Origin of the sequence: Nonomuraea sp. NPDC049129 (genome assembly GCF_040648495.1) — a bacterium.
In the GTDB taxonomy this organism is placed as follows: Bacteria; Actinomycetota; Actinomycetes; order Streptosporangiales; family Streptosporangiaceae; genus Nonomuraea.
In genome coordinates, this window is sequence record NZ_JBEZDU010000013.1 from 125591 (window position 1) to 141987 (window position 16397).

Sequence of the window (16397 nt, forward strand, 5' to 3'; positions counted from 1 at the left end):
TTCGCGACAAGGAGATTCGCGACCAGGAGAAAGGAAATCAGCTGTCATGTGGGATGCCCGATTCGAAGAACTCCTGCGGCCACTTCTGCCGTTTCTGCCGCCTGATGACAAGCTCGCCGAAAATGCCGATCTTCCCGGTCTCGGCCTCGATTCGCTCGGCATCGTCGAGCTGCTGGCCGCGCTCGAGGAGACGTACGGCGTGCGATTCAGGGACGAGGCACTGACGAAGGAGACGTTCGCGACTCCGGGCACACTCTGGAAAGTCCTGTCGGGGATTCCCGCGACCTGACCGACCGCCGCCCGACCGGCCGTCCGCCTGATCGACCGGCGCCTGACGAGGTCCACGGGGCCTCGTCAGGCCGATGGGACCGATGGCCGCGGCAGCACCGCCATCCTCGGGTTGACCGGGACCACGGTGAAGCTCCGCGTGGTGACCGGCACCCGGCCGAACATGGCGTCCTGGCCGCTGACGACGACCTTCGTGACGTTGAGCCGCCGCAGCGTGGCCACCACCTCGGGCCAGCGCAGCGGCCGGACGAAGCCGTCGAGCACCATGGCCCGCACGCCCGCCGCGCCGGTCAGCAGCGTCCCGTCGTGATCGTCGACGACCGGCAGCCGCGGGTCGGTGAAGCGCAGAGCGCCGAACACCTCCTCCTCGGCCCTCTTGCGCAGCGGCTCCAGCACGGCCGCGTGCATGGGCGGCCGCATCCTGTACAGCGGCAGCCCGCCGAGCGCCCGGATCCTGCCTTCCAGCCACGCCGCCCGCCGCTCCCGCAGCGAGACCATATAGAAGTCGTGGTCGATGTAGCAGGAGACGTCGTGCCATTCCCCCTGCTCGCGCAGTTCGGCCAGCAGCTCGCTCAGCTTGTCCTCGGGAACGCGGACGAAGGAGCAGGTGACGAGGTCACGGTGCTCGTGCGCGAAGTAGTCCGCCGTACAGCGGGCCAGCTCGGCGGTCATGCGCACGGCGTCGGGGAAGGACAGCGCGCCCGAGTAGGCGGCGGCCGCCTTGCCGCCGAAGCTCGGGCCCGCGCACACGTGCGGGGCGATGTCCAGCGTCCGCTCGGCCCATTCGGCCAGGGCCAGGCTGTTCACCAGGAACGCCACCTGGGCCGCCTCCGAGTAATCGTCCTCCGAGTCGCGGAAGCGGTCGGCCAGCGAGTAGCCCAGCACCTCGTCGGCGCGCGCGACCAGCCGCCGTGCGACGGGGTCGCCGAGCATGAACGCGTCGACGTCGGTGAACCGGGTGGGTCCCATCCCGGGGAAGACGATCGCGGTCCGCATGTCCACTTCACTCACCCAGGCCCTTCAGAAAGTCGATCAGCACCTGGGTGAACCGTTCGGGCTCCTCCAGGTGCGGCGTGTGGCTGGACTCCTCGAAGACCTCCCACCGCACGTCGGGGATGAGGTCGAAGTACGGTCGCACGGTGGCGGGCGTGGCCTCGTCGTGCCGCCCGGAGATGAGCAGTGTGGGCACCTCGATGTCCGCGACGCGGTCCTCCACGCCCCAGTCACGCAGCGAGCCGATCACGTGGAACTCGCTGGGGCCGTTCATGGCGTAGTAGACCGTCGGGTCGTTGTAGATCTCCATGAACGTGGCGACGAACTCGCGCGGCCAGGGGTCCAGGGTGCAGACGTGCCGGTTGTAGAAGACCATCATCGCGTCGAAGTACTCCTGGGAGTCGGTCGTGCCCGCGGCCTCGTGCCGGCGCAGCGTCTCGTCGACGCCGTCGGGCAGCCGGTCGCGCAGCACCCGCATCTCACTCAGCCAGAGCCGGTAGGAGGCGGGGGCGTCGGCGATCACCAGGCCGCGCAGGCCCTCCGGTCTGGCCGAGGCGTGCAGGGCGGCCAGCATGCCGCCCCACGACTGTCCGACCAGCACGTAGTCGTCGCGCACGTCGAGCCGGCGCAGCAGGTTGTCCAGCTCGTCGAGGAACAGCTGCGGCGTCCAGAACTCCGCCCCCTTGTCGGGCAGATGGGTGGAGCCGCCGTTGCCGAGCTGGTCGTAGTGCACGACGGGCCAGCCGTGCTGGGCGAGGACGGCCAGGCCGACCAGGTAGTCGTGCGTGCTGCCGGGGCCGCCGTGCAGGACGACGACGGCCGGACGGCCCGCGCCGCCCGGCTCGCCGGTGATCCGGTACCAGGTCCGGTGCTCCCCGAACGGCACCGTGCCCTTCGTGTGGACGGCGGCCGGCGCGGTCACCAGCCCCGCCTGACGGTGTCCGCGATGTGCGCGCGCTGCTCCTCGGTGACCCACCAGCCGACGGGCACGCACACCACGCGCGGGGCCACGTGGTCGAGGCCGGGCAGCAGCGACGCGTACGGGCGCATGACCGTGTGCAGGTCGTTGCGCTCGTGCACGTTGCTGACCATGATCCCGGCCTCGTCCATGCGCTTCATGAAGCCCTCGCGGTCCTCCACCTTCATCGGATAGATCCAGAAGGAGGACTGGCGGTCGGCGGCCCGCTCGGTCAGCTCGACGCCGGGGACGCCGGCCAGTTCCCTGTCGTAGAAGGCGGCGTTGGCACGGTGCCGGGCCACCACCTCCTCCGCCCACGCCAGATTGGCCAGGCCGATGGAGGCGTTGATGTCGTTCATGTGGAACTTGAAGCCCCACTCCGTGACGTCCGGCGGGTTGCGCAGCCGGTCGGCCGTACGGTCGATGCCGAACCAGCGCAGCCGCTCGGCGCGCCGGCGCAGCTCCTCGTTCGGCAGGACGAGAGCGCCCCCGTCGCCGCAGGTCAGGTGCTTGATGGCCTGGAAGCTGAACACGCACAGGTTGCCATGGCTGCCGATGGGCGCGCCGCGGTAGGTCGCGCCCCACGCGTGCGCGCAGTCCTCTATCACCGGCGGGCGGAACCCGAATCTGGCCTCGGCCTCGTCGAGGATCGCGCGGAGCCGGTCGAGGTCGAGGGGGTAGCCGCCGAAGTGCACGATCATGATCGCCCGCGTCTTCGGCGAGATCTTGCGGGCCAGGTCGTCCAGATCGACGTTGAGGGTGGCCGGGTCGACGTCCACCCACTTGACGCGCAGCCGGTTGGCCATGATCGCCCAGTTGGTGGCCTCCATGGTCAACGGCGTGGACAGCACCTCGCCGCCGTCGTCGGCATCCTCGCGGGCGACCATGTGCAGGGCGAGGTGCAGGCCCGCCGTGGCGCTGTTGACCGTGACCACCTCGTCCCGGCCGATCCGCCCGGCGAGCGCCCGCTCGAACTCCTGGACCTTGGCGCCCTGGCCGATCATGCCGCTGCCGATGACCTGGGCGGCCATGGCCGGCGCCTCGGGAGACATCGCCACCCGGAACAGTGGGATCATGCCGTCACCTCGTGAGGGTGAGATCGTCGAGTTCGGCGTACAACGCCCGGCACTCGGCCATGGTGGGCAGCAGCCCGCGCTTCGCGGCCTCGCGCAGCGAAGGCGCCGCCGCGTCCTTGTCGGAGCGCACGGGCTCGGGCTCGGTGGGCCAGGGCAGGCCGAGTTCCGGGTCGAGCGAGTTGATGATGACCTCAGAGCCCGGCGACCAGGTGCTCGAGCACATGTACACGACGGTCGCCTCGTCGGTCAGCGGCGCGAACCCGTGCGCCAGCCCTTCCGCCAGGTACAGGGCGTGCCGGTTCGCGGCGGTCAGCTCGACCGCGACGTGCTCGCCGTACGTGGGCGAGCCGACGCGGATGTCGAGCACGATGTCGACGATGCCCCCCTGCGCACAGCTGACATAACGGGCCTGACCCGGCAGCGCGATGGCATGCATGCCGCGGATGGTCCCGCGCCGGGACAGCGAGCAGTTGAGCTGCGCGACCGTCAACCGATGGCCCACCGCCCGCTCGAACGCCGGCTGACTGAACACTTCGAGGAAAACTCCCCGGTGGTCGGAGTGGACGTCCGGAGTGATCAGGAAAGCTTTCTCCACGCCAAGCTCGGCTATCTCCATGCGCATGCCTTTCAGCCATAGGAAATCTGGCCGTACGTCGAAATGACGGCACCATGATTGGCTGTCGGAGACGCGCGGAACAACCCCTACCGGCCCCCCTAGCGGCAACTATGGCGCAATATGGGATAAAGTCATTATTTTTCGGAACGTTCCCACTCCGCAGGGCCTGCGTCGTCGGCCGGACGACCCGGATGCGGATCGGCATCGGGCCTGACGTGCGGACATGATCGCGGCAGTGGTGGCTTCGCCCACGAAACATCGCCGCGGATCAGCACCGGGACGACGCCGTTCGCCCTCGCTCAGCAACGCTACAGGGCGCTTAGGGGGACTGGTAAGGGTTGTGTGGAGATAGTGCGTAGATAAGCCTATTTTCAGCAGTCTGCTGGAATCCATCAGAAAAGTCCTCAGCGTTGGCGCTGGAGGTAGGAAACATGCGGGAAACAATAAATTCAACCCTGCATGAGAACGGGAGACGGCGTTGACCGCCACACCGATCACGCAGGAACACTTCCCGCTCGATCAGCGTGCGCCGGCCGTACGGCTGGCCCGGCTGCTCGACGCCGACTCGGTGGTGCCCCTGCACGACCCGGACGCCAGCGGCGTGTCCGCGGCCAGCGGCCGCATCGCGGGCCACAAGGTGATCACCTTCTGCACCGACCCGGCCAACATGGGCGGCGCGCTCGGCGCCGCGGGCTGCGACAAGATCGTGTCGGCCATCGACACGGCGCTGCTCGAAGGCTGCCCGGTGATCGGCCTGTGGCACTCCGGCGGCGCCCGGCTGGCGGACGGCGTGGAGTCGATGGACGGTGTCGGGCGGATGTTCGCCGCGATGACCCGTGCCTCCGGGCGCGTGCCGCAGATCTCGGTCATCCTCGGCCCGGCCGCCGGAGCCGCCGCCTACGGTCCCGCGCTCACCGACGTGGTGATCATGTCCAGGGCCGGCCGGATGTTCGTGACCGGCCCCGACGTCGTGCGGTCCGTCACCGGTGAGCAGATCGACATGGAGTCGCTGGGCGGCGCCGAGACGCACAGCCGCAAGTCGGGCGTCGCGCACATCGTGGTCGACTCCGAGAGCGACGCGTACGAGGCCACGCGCCAGGTGACCCTGCTGCTGGCCCATCGCGCCCGCATCGAACCCCACCTCGCCACGGCCGGGAAGGACCTGCGCTCACTGCTGCCGGAGCGGGCGCGGCGGGCCTACGACGTGCGCCCGCTGGTACGCGAGATCCTCGACGAGGGCACCCCCTTCATGGAGCTCCAGCCGCGCTGGGCCCCCAACGTCGTCGTCGGTCTCGGCCGCCTGACCGGCGGGAGCGTCGGCGTGATCGCCAACAATCCCCTGCGCATGGGCGGCTGCCTCGACTCGCTGAGCGCCGAGAAGGCCTCGCGATTCGTCCGCATGTGCAACGCGTTCGGCATTCCGCTGATCGTGCTCGTCGACGTTCCCGGCTACCTGCCCGGCGTCACCCAGGAATGGGGTGGCGTGGTCAGGCGGGGCGCCAAGCTGCTGCACGCCTTCGCCGAGGCGGCGGTCCCCCGCGTCACGCTGGTCACGCGTCAGTCGTACGGAGGGGCGTACATCGCCATGAACTCCCGCTCGCTCGGCGCGTCCGCGGTGTTCGCCTGGCCGGAGGCGAAGATCGCGGTGATGAGCGCGGAGGCGGCGGTGGGCATCCTGCACCGCAAGCGCCTGGCCGCCGCGCACGACGACGACGAGCGCGCGGAGCTGCGGCAGCGGCTCGTCGCCGAGCACACCCTCGTCGCGGGAGGTGTCGCCCGCGCCGTCGCGCTGGGCGTCGTCGACGAAGTGATCGACCCCGCGCAGACCCGGCCCAAGCTCGCCATGGCGCTCGCGGCGGCCGCGGCGACACGAGGCCGTCACGGCAACATCCCGCTGTGACCGGCTTACCACCACATCAAGAGGAGTGACATGGATCCCATGGCCGAGGCCCTGCTGGGCGGAGCCGCGCCCGGCGACCTGGCGAAGATCGCGTTGCCGAAGGAGTATCCGGCTTCTTACCTCCGGGTCGAGGACACCGAGATGTTCGCTGGCATGGAGGACAAGGACGTGCGCAAATCGCTGCGCGTCGGCCTGGTGCCCATGCCGGAGCTCGCGCCCGACGAGGTCGTGGTGGCGGTGATGGCCAGTTCGATCAACTACAACACCGTCTGGTCGGCGACCTTCGAGCCGCTGCCGACGTTCGGCTTCCTCAAGCGCTTCGGCCGGACCGGCGGGTTCGCGGCGCGGCACGACCAGCCGTACCACGTGCTGGGTTCCGACGGAGCCGGGGTCATCGTCGCGGTCGGCGCGGGCGTGCGGCGCTGGAGCGTCGGCGACCACGTCGTGATCAGTCCGATCCAGGCCGACGACCAGGAAGCGGCGACGCACGACGACGGCATGCTCGGCGCCGAGCAGCGGGTCTGGGGATTCGAGACCAACTTCGGCGGGCTGGCGCACTACACCCTGGCGCGGGCCAGTCAGCTGGCGCCCAAGCCGGCACACCTGACCTGGGAGGAGGCCGCCTGCGTCACGCTGTGCGCGGGCACGGTCTACCGCATGCTGGTCAGCGCCCGGGGCGCCCGGATGAAACAGGGCGACATCGTCCTCATCTGGGGCGCGGCCGGCGGCCTCGGCGCGTACGCCGTGCAGATGGTGAAGAACGGCGGCGGCATCCCCGTGGGCGTCGTCGGCTCGGACTCGAAGGCCCAGATCCTGAGAAGTCTCGGCTGCGACGTCATCATCAACCGCAACGACATCGGGATGACCGACGACGTCGACAGCACGCCCGAACAGGCGATCGCGCTGGGCAAGCGCCTGGGAGCGGCCATCCGCGCGGCGGTCGGCGAGGACCCGCACATCGTCATGGACTACGTGGGCCGGGCGACGTTCGCCACCTCGGTGTTCGTGACCCGCCGGGGCGGCTCGGTCGTCACCTGCGGCTCCAGCACCGGATTCCAGCACCACTACGACAACCGGTATCTCTGGATGCACCTCAAGCGCATCATCGGCAGCCATGCGGCGAACCTGCAGGAGGTGCGGGAGTGCGTGCGGCTGTTCGACCTCGGGATGGTGATGCCGACCCTGTCGACGGTCTATCCGCTGGACGAGGTCGCGGAGGCCACCCGGCTGGTGCAGACCAACGGCCACATCGGCAAGGTCGGCGTGCTGTGCATGGCGCCCGAACCCGGACTGGGCGTCACCGACCCCGCGCGGCGCGCCGAGATCGGCGAGCAGCGGATCAATCCGCTGCGCGGCCTGGCGGACGCCGCCCCCGCGGCGCTGGCGTAGGCGTGGCTTCCAGGAGAAGGCGGAGCTGACAGTGGCCGGACACACTACCGGGATCCTGGCGACCGGTTCGTATCTCCCCGGGGACGAGGTCGCCAACGAGGACCTGGCGGAGCGGGTGGGCGTCGACGCGGAATGGATCCTGCGCAAGACGCAGATCGGGTTCCGCCGGCACGCCGCGGCGCACGAGGCGACCTCGGACCTGGCCGTACAGGCCGGCCTGGACGCGTTGCGGCGGGCCGACATCGACGTGGGCCGCATCGGCTACATCATCGTGGCGACCTCCACCGGCGACTTCCCCCAGCCCCCGACGTCCTACCTCGTACAGGACGCGCTGGGTGCGCGTGCCGCCGCCTGTTTCGACATCAACGTCGTCTGCAGCGGATTCGTGTACGCGCTCGCCATCGCCGACAGCCTCATCGCGCGCCGCCCGGACACCTACGCCCTGGTCGTCGGCGCCGACCTGTACAGCAGGCAGCTCGACTTCACCGACCGCCGCACCTCCGTGCTGTTCGGCGACGGGTCCGGCGCCGCCATCGTCGGCGCGGTGCCCGAGCGCTCGGGGTTCATCGACTTCGAGCTGTCCAGCCACGGTGCCGATCACCGGCTCATCGGCATCAAGGCGGGCGGCAGCAGGCATCCGGCCTCGCCTCAGACCGTCGCGGACGGCGAGCACTACTTCAGAATGGACGGCCGCGCGGTGACGGAGTTCGTGCTGGAGCATGTGCCGCCCGCGATGAAGAGCCTGGTGGACCGTGCTGGGTTCGGGCTGGAGGAGATCGACACGTTCGTACCCCATCAGGCGAACGGCCGCCTGGTGACGGAACTGGTCGAGCGCTGCGGCCTCACCGGCTCGCACACCCCGCGCACCCTCGAGAGGTACGGCAACCTGGGCAGCGCCTCCGTGGCCGTCGCGCTCGACGAGGCGAATCGGTCAGGAATCCTCAAACAGGACGATCTCGTCCTGCTCGCCGGCTTCGGCGGCGGCATGTCGGTGGGCGCCTGCCTGCTCCGCTGGACGACCGGAGCATGACGGCCAGAGCTTTAGCGACCAGAGCTTTAGCGACCAGAGCTTGACGACCAGAGCAGCACGGGAGGCGAGATGACCCAGTTCGACAGGATCGGCATCGTGGGATGCGGGGTGATGGGCTCCGGCCTCGCCGACGTGTGCGCCCGCGCGGGCCTCGATGTGCGAGTGGCGGTCTCCACGGAGGCGTCCGTGGCCCACGGGCGGCGGCGCCTGGTCAGGTCGCTCGACCGCGGCCTGCGCAAGGGGACGATCACCGAGGAGGAACGGGACGCGGCGGTGGGCCGCGTCGTCTTCACCGCGGATCTCAACGATCTCGGCGATCGGCAGATCGTCTTCGAGACCGTCCCCGAGACGGAGTCGACCAAGCTCGACCTGTTCGGCGCGCTGGACAAGATCGTGGAATCCCCCGACGCCATCCTGGCGTCGAACACCTCCTCCATTCCGATCATCAGGCTCGCGCGCGCGACCGGCCGGCCCGGCCAGGTCATCGGCGTCCACTTCTTCAACCCCGTTCCCGCGCTGGCGCTGGTGGAGCTGACCGGGTCGCTCCTCACGACGGACCAGACCAAGACCCGCGCCGAGGCGTTCGTCACCGGAACGCTCGGCAAGCAGGTGATTCACTCCGCGGATCGTGCGGGATTCGTGGTGAACGCCCTCCTGATCCCCTATCTCCTCGCGGCCATGAGGATGGTGGAGTCCGGGTTCGCCACCGCGGAGGTCGTCGACCGGGGCATGGTGCTGGGGTGCTCCCATCCGATGGGCCCGCTGAGCCTGGCCGACCTGATCGGGCTCGACACGGTGGCCTCCATCGCCGACGCGTTGTACGCCGAGTTCAAGGAGCCGAGCTACTCGCCGCCGCCGGTTCTGCTGCGCATGGTGGAGGGTGGTCTGCTGGGCAGGAAGTCCGGACGCGGCTTCTACGACTATTCGTAGGCTCTGCTCGCACCGCAGGGCTCAAGGGTCCTCAGCGGCCCGCGCGGGCCTCGTTCAACGCCCCGATCGGGCCGCGCGCGGTTCAGCATCCGCTCCGGACGCGCGCCATTCAGCGCGCCACTCGGGCGGTGGGCGCATTTAGCGCGCCGCTCGGGTCGAGTTCAGCGCGGCGCTCATTCGGTCGACGACCAGGGCGATGACCTCCGCCGCGTGCTCCGCGAGATAGAAGTGGTCACCGGCGAACGTACGCAACTCGAATCCGGCCGTTGTGTGGTCGCCCCATGCCCGGGCCTCGTCGTGGTCGACCTTGGGATCGTCCTCGCCCCTGAGAGCGATGACAGGACAGGACAGCCTCGGCCCGGGCAGGTAGCGATAGGTGTCCACCGCCCGGTAGTCGCCTCTGAGCGCCGGCAATATCGCCTGCACGAACTCGTCGTCGCCGAGCACCTGCGCGTCGGTGCCGCCCAGACCCCGTAGCTCCCCCAGGAGCCATTCGTCCGAGCGCCGCCCGGCGAAGCCGGGGCGCAGCGCCGACGGTGCCGGTCGCCCCGACGCGAACAGCGCCAGAGGGTACGTACCCTCCCGTTCGAGCCTGCGAGCCACCTCGAAGGCGACGGTCGCGCCCATGCTGTGCCCGAACAGCCCCATGGGCATACCGGTCCACGGCCGCAGCATCTCCACGACGCGATCGGCCAGCTCCCCGATGCTCTCGACGCACGGCTCACCGCGCCTGTCCTGCCTGCCGGGGAACTGGACCGCCAGGACCTCCATCGAGGCCGGCGTCATCCGCGAGACCGGGAAATAGAAGCTGGCCGAGCCGCCCGCGTGCGGCAGGCAGACGAGTACGGACGACGCCTCGGGCGAAGGGTGGTAACGCCGGATCCAGGCTTCACCGGTGTTTACCGCGTCACTCACAGCAATCCCTTTCTCGGCTCGTTTTTCGGGCTGGCGCAAATCAAGAAAAACAGTGGACTTTATCTACGAAACTTCACCTCGCGCTGCACCGCGCGGTGAAATCTCTCGGTAGCCGCCCACATTCGGCCGGCCCTCTTTGCGATGAACAGGAGAATAACTCATTCAGTCCCGCCGCGCGCACAACGAGACCCCTAGATTCATCCGCCGAGTAAGGGCCATTGAGGGGGCTTCGATAGTCCACATCGGGTAGTCGACCTCGGCGTACCAGCCCGAAACCGCAGACCCAGCGTGACGAAATGATGAAATAGCCGAGACGCAATGTGATGAAATCCACCGCCACTCCCAGGCTTGTCCAAATGTATTGACAAGTGCCGTGGCGGCCGTAGGAGAATGATTCTCAAGGGTCTGTGCAAGGATCGGGACGGGGCATGATCCCTCATACCGCGTTAGGGGACGAACGGGAATCACGATGACCCTCATCGAGCGTGACCACGAAATCACGGAGCTGGACAACCTGCTCACCGATTGCCTACAAGGCAAGGGACGGGTCATGGTGATCACCGGACCCACAGGAGTCGGCAAGACCGAACTCGCCTACACCTTCAGCCAGCGCGCCGCCGCGGGCGGCGTCACCTGGCTGAGCGCCACCTGCTCACGAGCCGACCGCAACCTGCCGCTCGGGATGGCCAGCCAGAGCTTTCACAGCGCGGCGCTGCCGATCGAGCACGCCTCGGAGGCGGCCCGGCTGATCGAGGAGGCCGCCTTCAGCGCGAAATCCATCGAAACGTCGGCGCACAATCCCGACTGGCTGCACACCATCCAGGGGCTGTGGTCGATAGTCCTGGAGCTCTCCACGAGTGCGCCGGTGCTCATCACCGTCGACGACGTCGAATATTCGGACGCATTGTCCTGGCAACTCCTGCTCAATTTCGTACAGCGTCTCAACAATGCGAACGTATTCGTCGTGGTGACCGCGACAGAAAACCCGCAGGGCATGGATCCGCTCATCGAGGTGGACCTGATGCGCCACCCGCACTGCCAGCACATGAGATTGGGCACGCTTTCCCAGGAAGGCGTCACGAAGATGCTCTGCAAATCCATGGACCAGGATACGGCGGAAAAACTCGGTCCTGATTTCCATGCGGCCGGCGGCGGCAACCCCTTACTTGTCGAGGCGTTGGTGGAGGACTATTTACACGAGTCCGGCGAAGCCAATTCGCTGGTCATCGGCGATGCCTTCTCCAGATCGGTGCGCGCCCTGCTCCATCGCACCGACCCGACCTCGCTGCGCACCGCTCGCGGCCTCGCCGTACTCGGAGAGGGAGCCTTTCCCAACCTACTGCCCGAACTAATCGAACTTCCGCCGGCGACCGTCCAGCAGACCCTTAACCATCTCGCCGCCGTCGGCATCACCGATGGAGAGCACTTCTGCCATCCTGAGACCCGCTCCGCCGTTCTCGACGACCTCGACGCCGAAGAGCGCAGGGAGATGCACCGGCGCGCCGCCCGGCTGCTCCACATGGAGGGAGCGGCGAGCACCGCGGTCGCCGAGCACCTCATCCACGCCGCCGACTGCCCGGAGCCATGGGCGACGGTGGAGCTGCGTGAAGCCGCCGATCAGACGCTGCTCAACGACGAGCACGAGTTCGCGATCCAATGCCTGAAGCTGGCGATCGCCTTCTGTCACGACGACGCGCGCCGAGCGTCCCTGCGGGTCTCGCTCGCGCGGGCGGAGTGGCTGATCAACCCCGCGGCCACCACCCAGCATCTCGATCATCTGATGTCGATCGCGCGAGAGGGCGGGCTCGGCTTCGACGACCTTCGCATGCTGCTGAGGTTCTTCCTGTGGCACGGACGACTTGAAGAAGCCGCAGAGGTGCTTCGGCGGCTGAACGTCCTGGCCGCCGAATCGGACGAAAAAGACACGCCCATGCGGCTGGAAGTCACTCATCAGTGGTTGTCCACCGCCTTTCCCTCGCTTCTCCTCGAGGTGGCGGACGCCCCTTCCGGCACCCCCAAGCCGGGGACACCCGGCGTATCTCCCCTTCCGGGGGCCGCCCTATTGTCACGCTTCTTGCGGACGGAGGAGAATGAGCAAAAGATCGATACCGCGGAACGCGTCCTCCAGTCCACCACACTGGACGACTCGAACCTTGAAGCCGTAGAGTCCTCTCTTTTCACATTGCTCTACTCCGATCAGGCGGATCGGGCGGCACCACTCTGTGATGTCCTGTTCGAAGAAGCCGTCCAACGGCGCTCCCCCACCTGGCGCGCCGTGCTGGCCGGCGTCCGGGCGCACATCGCCATTCGCCACGGAGATCTAGCGATAGCCGTTAAATATGCCTCTATAGCGTTGGATGTACTACCGCGCCGGAGCCTGGGGATTCATATCGCCCTGCCGCTGGCCGCCTTGATCCGGGTCAACACCGAAATGGGGAAGTTCGACGTCGCGGCGCGCCTCCTCAGGCATCCCGTACCCACCGCGATCTATCAGACCCGGTTCGGGCTGCACTATCTCCAGGCACGGGCCCATTTCCACCTGGCGACAGGCCTGTCGCACGCGGCGCTCAGCGACTTCCTGAGCTGCGGGAGACTGATGCGGGCCTGGAACCTCGACACTCCCGTGCTGGTGCCCTGGCGCCAGGGTGCGGCCGCCGCGCACCTGCAGATGGGCCAGCTGAACCAGGCCAGAGCCTTCCTCCAGGAACCCTATGATCTGCCCGGCGGCGACTCGCTCAGGGCGAAAGGGGCCACGCTGCGGCTGCTGGCCGCCATCGGTGACCTCAAGAAGCGCCCGGCCCTGCTCAGGGAGGCCGTGGACATGCTCCAGGACGCGGGAGACCGGCTGGAGATGGCGTACGCGCTCGTCGATCTGACCCACGCCTTCAACGAGATCGGCGAACTCCACAAGGCCAGGATGATCGGATATTGGGCCGACCGGGTCGCCGACGAGTGCCAGGCCGAGCCGCTGCGCTGGGCGGTGCGGCAGGACGATCCGGCCGAGCAGGAGGCGGAGACCCCGGAGAGCATGGGCCTGCTGAGCGACGCCGAACAGCGGGTCGCCTCCCTCGCCGCGCTGGGCTACACCAACCGGGAGATCTCCCGGAAGATCTACATCACGATCAGCACCGTCGAGCAGCATCTGACCCGGATCTACCGCAAGCTCAACGTGCGTGGCAGAAGAGACCTGCCCTCACAGTTCTCCTACGTCGAACTCCGCTGACCTCACATCTGTCGAACTCCGCTGACCCTCACATCGCCCGATCGGGGCTCTTCTCCTCGATGGACACCCGCCGGAGCTGGATCGTGGCCAGGATCGCCGTGGCCACCAGGATGGCCGTGCCCGACAGCGCGGCCACCCGCATGCCCTCGGTGAAGGCCGTACGCGCCGCCTGGAGAAGGGCCTCCTGCGCGGGGCCCGACAGCTGGGCCGCCACCTGGACCGCCCCGCCGAGCGTTTCACGCGCCGTCTGGGCGGCCTCACCGGGAAGGTCGACGGGCACCTCGAACGTCCAGCGGTAGATCAACAGCCCCATACTGCCCAGGACGGCGACGCCGAGCGCGGCGCCGAACTCGGTGCCGGCCTCCAGCACCGCCGACGCCGAGCCGGCCCGCTCCGGCGGCGCCACCGCGATCACCAGGTCGGAGGCCACCGCCTGTACGGCGCCCAGGCCCAGGCCCAGCAGGCCCAGTCCGATCACGAGTGTCTGCACGCCCGGCTCGCCTTCGAGCTGCGAGAGCACCGCGAACCCCAGACCGGCGACGAACATGCCGCCGCCGATGACGAAGCCGGGGCGGACCCAGCGCACCACCGCCACGGCCAGCATCGACCCGACGAGGGCCATCCCCGCGGCGGGCAGCGTCAGTATCCCCGCGACGAACGGGCGCAGCCCCAGCACCAGTTGCAGGTACTGGGCGATGAAGTAGAACAGTCCCATGAGGGCGAAGATCGCGAGCGTGCTCGTGATCAACGAGATGCCGAAGGCCCGATTCGCGAACAGGCGCAGGTCGAGCATTGGGTCGGCCAGCGCGCGCTGGCGCCAGATGAACGAGGCGCCGGCCGCCAGGCCCAGGGCCATGGCCAGCGCGGCCGTCGGGGTCAGACCCTGCTCGGCGATGTCCTTCACCCCGTAGACGACCGGGAGCACGGCCACCAGCGACAGCACGGTGCTCAACACGTCGAGCCGGCCCGCCTGCGGATCGCGATACTCCGGCAGCAGGATGGGACCGAGCACCAGCAGCAGGGCCATGATCGGCACGTTGATCAGGAACACCGAGCCCCACCAGAATCTCTCCAGCATCCACCCGCCCACGATCGGGCCGAGCACGCTGCCTCCGGAGAACCCGGCCGCCCAGATCGCTACGGCCAGCCGGCGCTGGCGCGGATCGTGGAACATGTTGCGGATCAACGCCAGGGTGGACGGCATGAGCGTGGCGGCCGCCGCCCCTTGCAGGGCGCGCAGGACGATGAGCATCTCCGCGCTGGGCGCGTAGGCGGCCACGGCGGAGGTGATGCCGAAGACGGCGGCGCCGAGGAGCAGCAGGCGCCGTCGGCCGATCCTGTCGCCGAGCGTGCCCATGACGAGCAGCAGGCCCGCCAGCCAGAAGGCGTAGATGTCGACGATCCAGAGCAGTTCGGGCCCGCTCGGCTTGAGCTCCGCGCTGAGGAACGGCAGCGCGAAGTAGAGGACCGTGACGGTGATGGAGATCAGCAGGACGGGGAGGACCAGAACCGCCAGTCCCACCCACTCCCGTCGTCCAGCGGTCGTCGAAGCCGTTTCCATCCCACACTCCTCGGATAGCGTGTACGCGTGCATACGACGTACTCAGACTTGCCTTCGACCGAATTCAAGATCTTTATCGAGTAATAAATTCCGACAAAGAGGCACCAGCGGGTATATATCACGCAATTTTGGTGGCGGTCGGGGGCATTTCATCACACTCGCCGATCAGTTTCATCACGACTTCGTGTGATATAATTTCACTACATATCAATATGCGCGTGACAAAATCTGTGAGGCCAGATGCTCACCTGCGCACAATGCGGCAGACCGTTGTATGCCGCACCTCGGGGGCGACGTCCGCGATACTGCTCGCGGTCGTGCCAGGGTCGGGCGTACAGAGCGCGTGTGGCGGCACGTGCCCTGCCCTGCTCCGAAGGGCCACTCTCTGAAGAGCTCCCCGCGGAACCGGTCATGGAAGTCGACAAGCCTGCCAAGCCCGAGCCGATCCCGAGGGAGCCTCGCGAAGGGCTCACTCTCGAACGCATCGTGGGCACCGGCATCGAGATCGCCGACACCGAAGGCCTGGAGACGCTGTCCATGCGCCGGGTGGCGGCGGACCTGGGCGTCGGCACGATGTCTCTCTACCGATACGTGTCGAGCAAGGACGCCTTGATCGAATTGATGGTCGATCGCGTACACGGCGAAGACAAGAATCTGACGCCCGTTCCGGACGACTGGCGCGCCCGGCTCGAACTGTCCGCGCTGCGCGAGTGGAGACTCTATTCGCGCCACCCATGGGTGCTGCAGGTCATCGCGACCCCGCAGCCTCCGCTCGGGCCGAACATTCTGGCCGACCTCGAGCGAGCCATGGGTGCCTTGGACGGCCTTGGCCTCGATCCGGTGATGATGCATTGGGTGACCATCGCCGTAAGCGCTCAGGTACAAGGCGCCGCCCTGCTTCGCGTCAGCGAATGGGAGGCGGAGCGGCGCACCGGCGTCACCACGCGGCAATGGCGCGCGGCCAAGATGCCGATGCTGTCGGAGATCCTCGAATCCGGGCAGTTCCCTATGCTGTCGAGCTTGCTGGAGAGACAGGAGGAAGTGGCCCACATCGACGAATGGCTCTGGTTCAGTCTGCGCCGACTGCTCGACGGGGTGGCCGTCTTCGTCGAGGATCGGGAGAATTCCGGCTCGGCCGACCTCGGACCGGGCCTGCGCAAGGCGCTGTGAGACCCGAGACTCGGAAAGGTGCTGTGCGCCCCGGGTCGCGGTAAGAGGCTGTGCGCCCTGGGCCGGCTCATTCGGCCACTTTGGTCCGCGTGGTCCACCGAAACAGCGGCGGGCCGCCGGACTCCGGCGCTGCGCCGACCCGTTCGAAATGCTCGTACCCGCCATTGCGTGGAATCTTTATCTTTCCATCCGAGACCACGTCGTGCATGACGCGGAGCGTTCGCGGGACATCGGCGGGGCCGCCTTCGAGCGCGACCTCCACGGGTCCACGGCCGGGCAGGGGTGAGGCGGCGGAGGGGATGGTCATGTCGGGTACCTCCGGTGATCGTGGCCGGGGGTGGCCGGCCA

General features: G+C 68.2%; 14 protein-coding genes. 7 read left to right on the forward strand and 7 right to left on the reverse strand.

The window, feature by feature from the left end:
• The first annotated feature begins 46 nt into the window (after positions 1-46).
• A complete protein-coding gene (locus AB0B64_RS35260; protein WP_357951452.1) occupies positions 47-289 on the forward strand; it encodes a phosphopantetheine-binding protein in 243 nt (80 codons plus the stop codon).
• 65 nt (positions 290-354) lie between these two features.
• Here AB0B64_RS35260 and AB0B64_RS35265 read toward each other — a convergent pair whose 3' ends face one another.
• From AB0B64_RS35265 to rfbC, 4 genes are read right to left on the reverse strand one after another with little or no spacing between them, the layout of a single operon-like run.
• Positions 355-1299 (reverse strand): ACP S-malonyltransferase, encoded by a 945-nt coding sequence (locus AB0B64_RS35265; RefSeq protein ID WP_358182806.1) that lies wholly within the window; start codon positions 1297-1299, stop codon positions 355-357.
• The gene (locus tag AB0B64_RS35270; protein ID WP_358182810.1) at positions 1292-2203 is read right to left on the reverse strand and encodes a proline iminopeptidase-family hydrolase; all 912 of its coding nucleotides are present in this window, start codon (positions 2201-2203) and stop codon (positions 1292-1294) included. Before AB0B64_RS35270 ends, AB0B64_RS35265 begins: the two co-directional genes overlap by 8 nt.
• Positions 2200-3315 carry an aminotransferase class V-fold PLP-dependent enzyme gene (locus AB0B64_RS35275; protein WP_358182813.1) on the reverse strand — a complete coding sequence of 372 codons (1116 nt, stop codon included), beginning with the start codon at positions 3313-3315 and terminating at the stop codon, positions 2200-2202. The genes AB0B64_RS35270 and AB0B64_RS35275 overlap by 4 nt, the downstream gene beginning before the upstream one ends.
• Positions 3316-3319: 4 nt before the next feature.
• Positions 3320-3937, reverse strand: coding sequence for a dTDP-4-dehydrorhamnose 3,5-epimerase (gene rfbC / locus AB0B64_RS35280; RefSeq protein ID WP_358182816.1), 618 nt, complete (start codon positions 3935-3937; stop codon positions 3320-3322).
• 472 nt (positions 3938-4409) lie between these two features.
• Here rfbC and AB0B64_RS35285 point away from each other — a divergent pair, with 472 nt between their 5' ends.
• The 4 genes from AB0B64_RS35285 to AB0B64_RS35300 all read left to right on the forward strand — a co-directional run bounded on the left by AB0B64_RS35285 (position 4410) and on the right by AB0B64_RS35300 (position 9180).
• Positions 4410-5831, forward strand: coding sequence for a carboxyl transferase domain-containing protein (locus AB0B64_RS35285; protein ID WP_357951445.1), 1422 nt, complete (start codon positions 4410-4412; stop codon positions 5829-5831).
• A 30-nt stretch (positions 5832-5861) separates the two neighbouring features.
• The gene (ccrA, locus tag AB0B64_RS35290) at positions 5862-7220 is read left to right on the forward strand and encodes a crotonyl-CoA carboxylase/reductase (RefSeq protein WP_357951443.1); all 1359 of its coding nucleotides are present in this window, start codon (positions 5862-5864) and stop codon (positions 7218-7220) included.
• 31 nt (positions 7221-7251) lie between these two features.
• Positions 7252-8250 carry a ketoacyl-ACP synthase III gene (locus tag AB0B64_RS35295; RefSeq protein ID WP_358182820.1) on the forward strand — a complete coding sequence of 333 codons (999 nt, stop codon included), beginning with the start codon at positions 7252-7254 and terminating at the stop codon, positions 8248-8250.
• Positions 8251-8319: 69 nt separating this feature from the next.
• Positions 8320-9180 (forward strand): 3-hydroxybutyryl-CoA dehydrogenase, encoded by an 861-nt coding sequence (locus AB0B64_RS35300; RefSeq protein WP_357951440.1) that lies wholly within the window; start codon positions 8320-8322, stop codon positions 9178-9180.
• Positions 9181-9318: 138 nt separating this feature from the next.
• On the opposite strand, the gene AB0B64_RS35305 is transcribed toward AB0B64_RS35300, so the two are convergent.
• Entirely contained in the window at positions 9319-10095 is a 777-nt protein-coding gene (locus AB0B64_RS35305; protein WP_358182823.1) for an alpha/beta fold hydrolase, read from the reverse strand.
• A gap of 469 nt (positions 10096-10564) precedes the next feature.
• Between AB0B64_RS35305 and AB0B64_RS35310 the strand changes: the two genes are divergently transcribed.
• Positions 10565-13318, forward strand: coding sequence for an AAA family ATPase (locus AB0B64_RS35310; protein WP_358182826.1), 2754 nt, complete (start codon positions 10565-10567; stop codon positions 13316-13318).
• 28 nt (positions 13319-13346) lie between these two features.
• Here AB0B64_RS35310 and AB0B64_RS35315 read toward each other — a convergent pair whose 3' ends face one another.
• On the reverse strand, positions 13347-14879 hold the full coding sequence (locus AB0B64_RS35315) for an MFS transporter (protein ID WP_357951434.1): 1533 nt from the start codon (positions 14877-14879) through the stop codon (positions 13347-13349).
• A gap of 411 nt (positions 14880-15290) precedes the next feature.
• On the opposite strand from AB0B64_RS35315, the gene AB0B64_RS35320 reads away from it, so the two are divergent.
• Positions 15291-16049, forward strand: coding sequence for a TetR/AcrR family transcriptional regulator (locus AB0B64_RS35320; protein ID WP_357951432.1), 759 nt, complete (start codon positions 15291-15293; stop codon positions 16047-16049).
• Between the two features lie 67 nt (positions 16050-16116).
• Here the strand turns inward: AB0B64_RS35320 and AB0B64_RS35325 are convergent, their stop codons facing one another.
• Entirely contained in the window at positions 16117-16356 is a 240-nt protein-coding gene (locus tag AB0B64_RS35325; protein ID WP_357951430.1) for a DUF5988 family protein, read from the reverse strand.
• Positions 16357-16397: the final 41 nt, after the last annotated feature.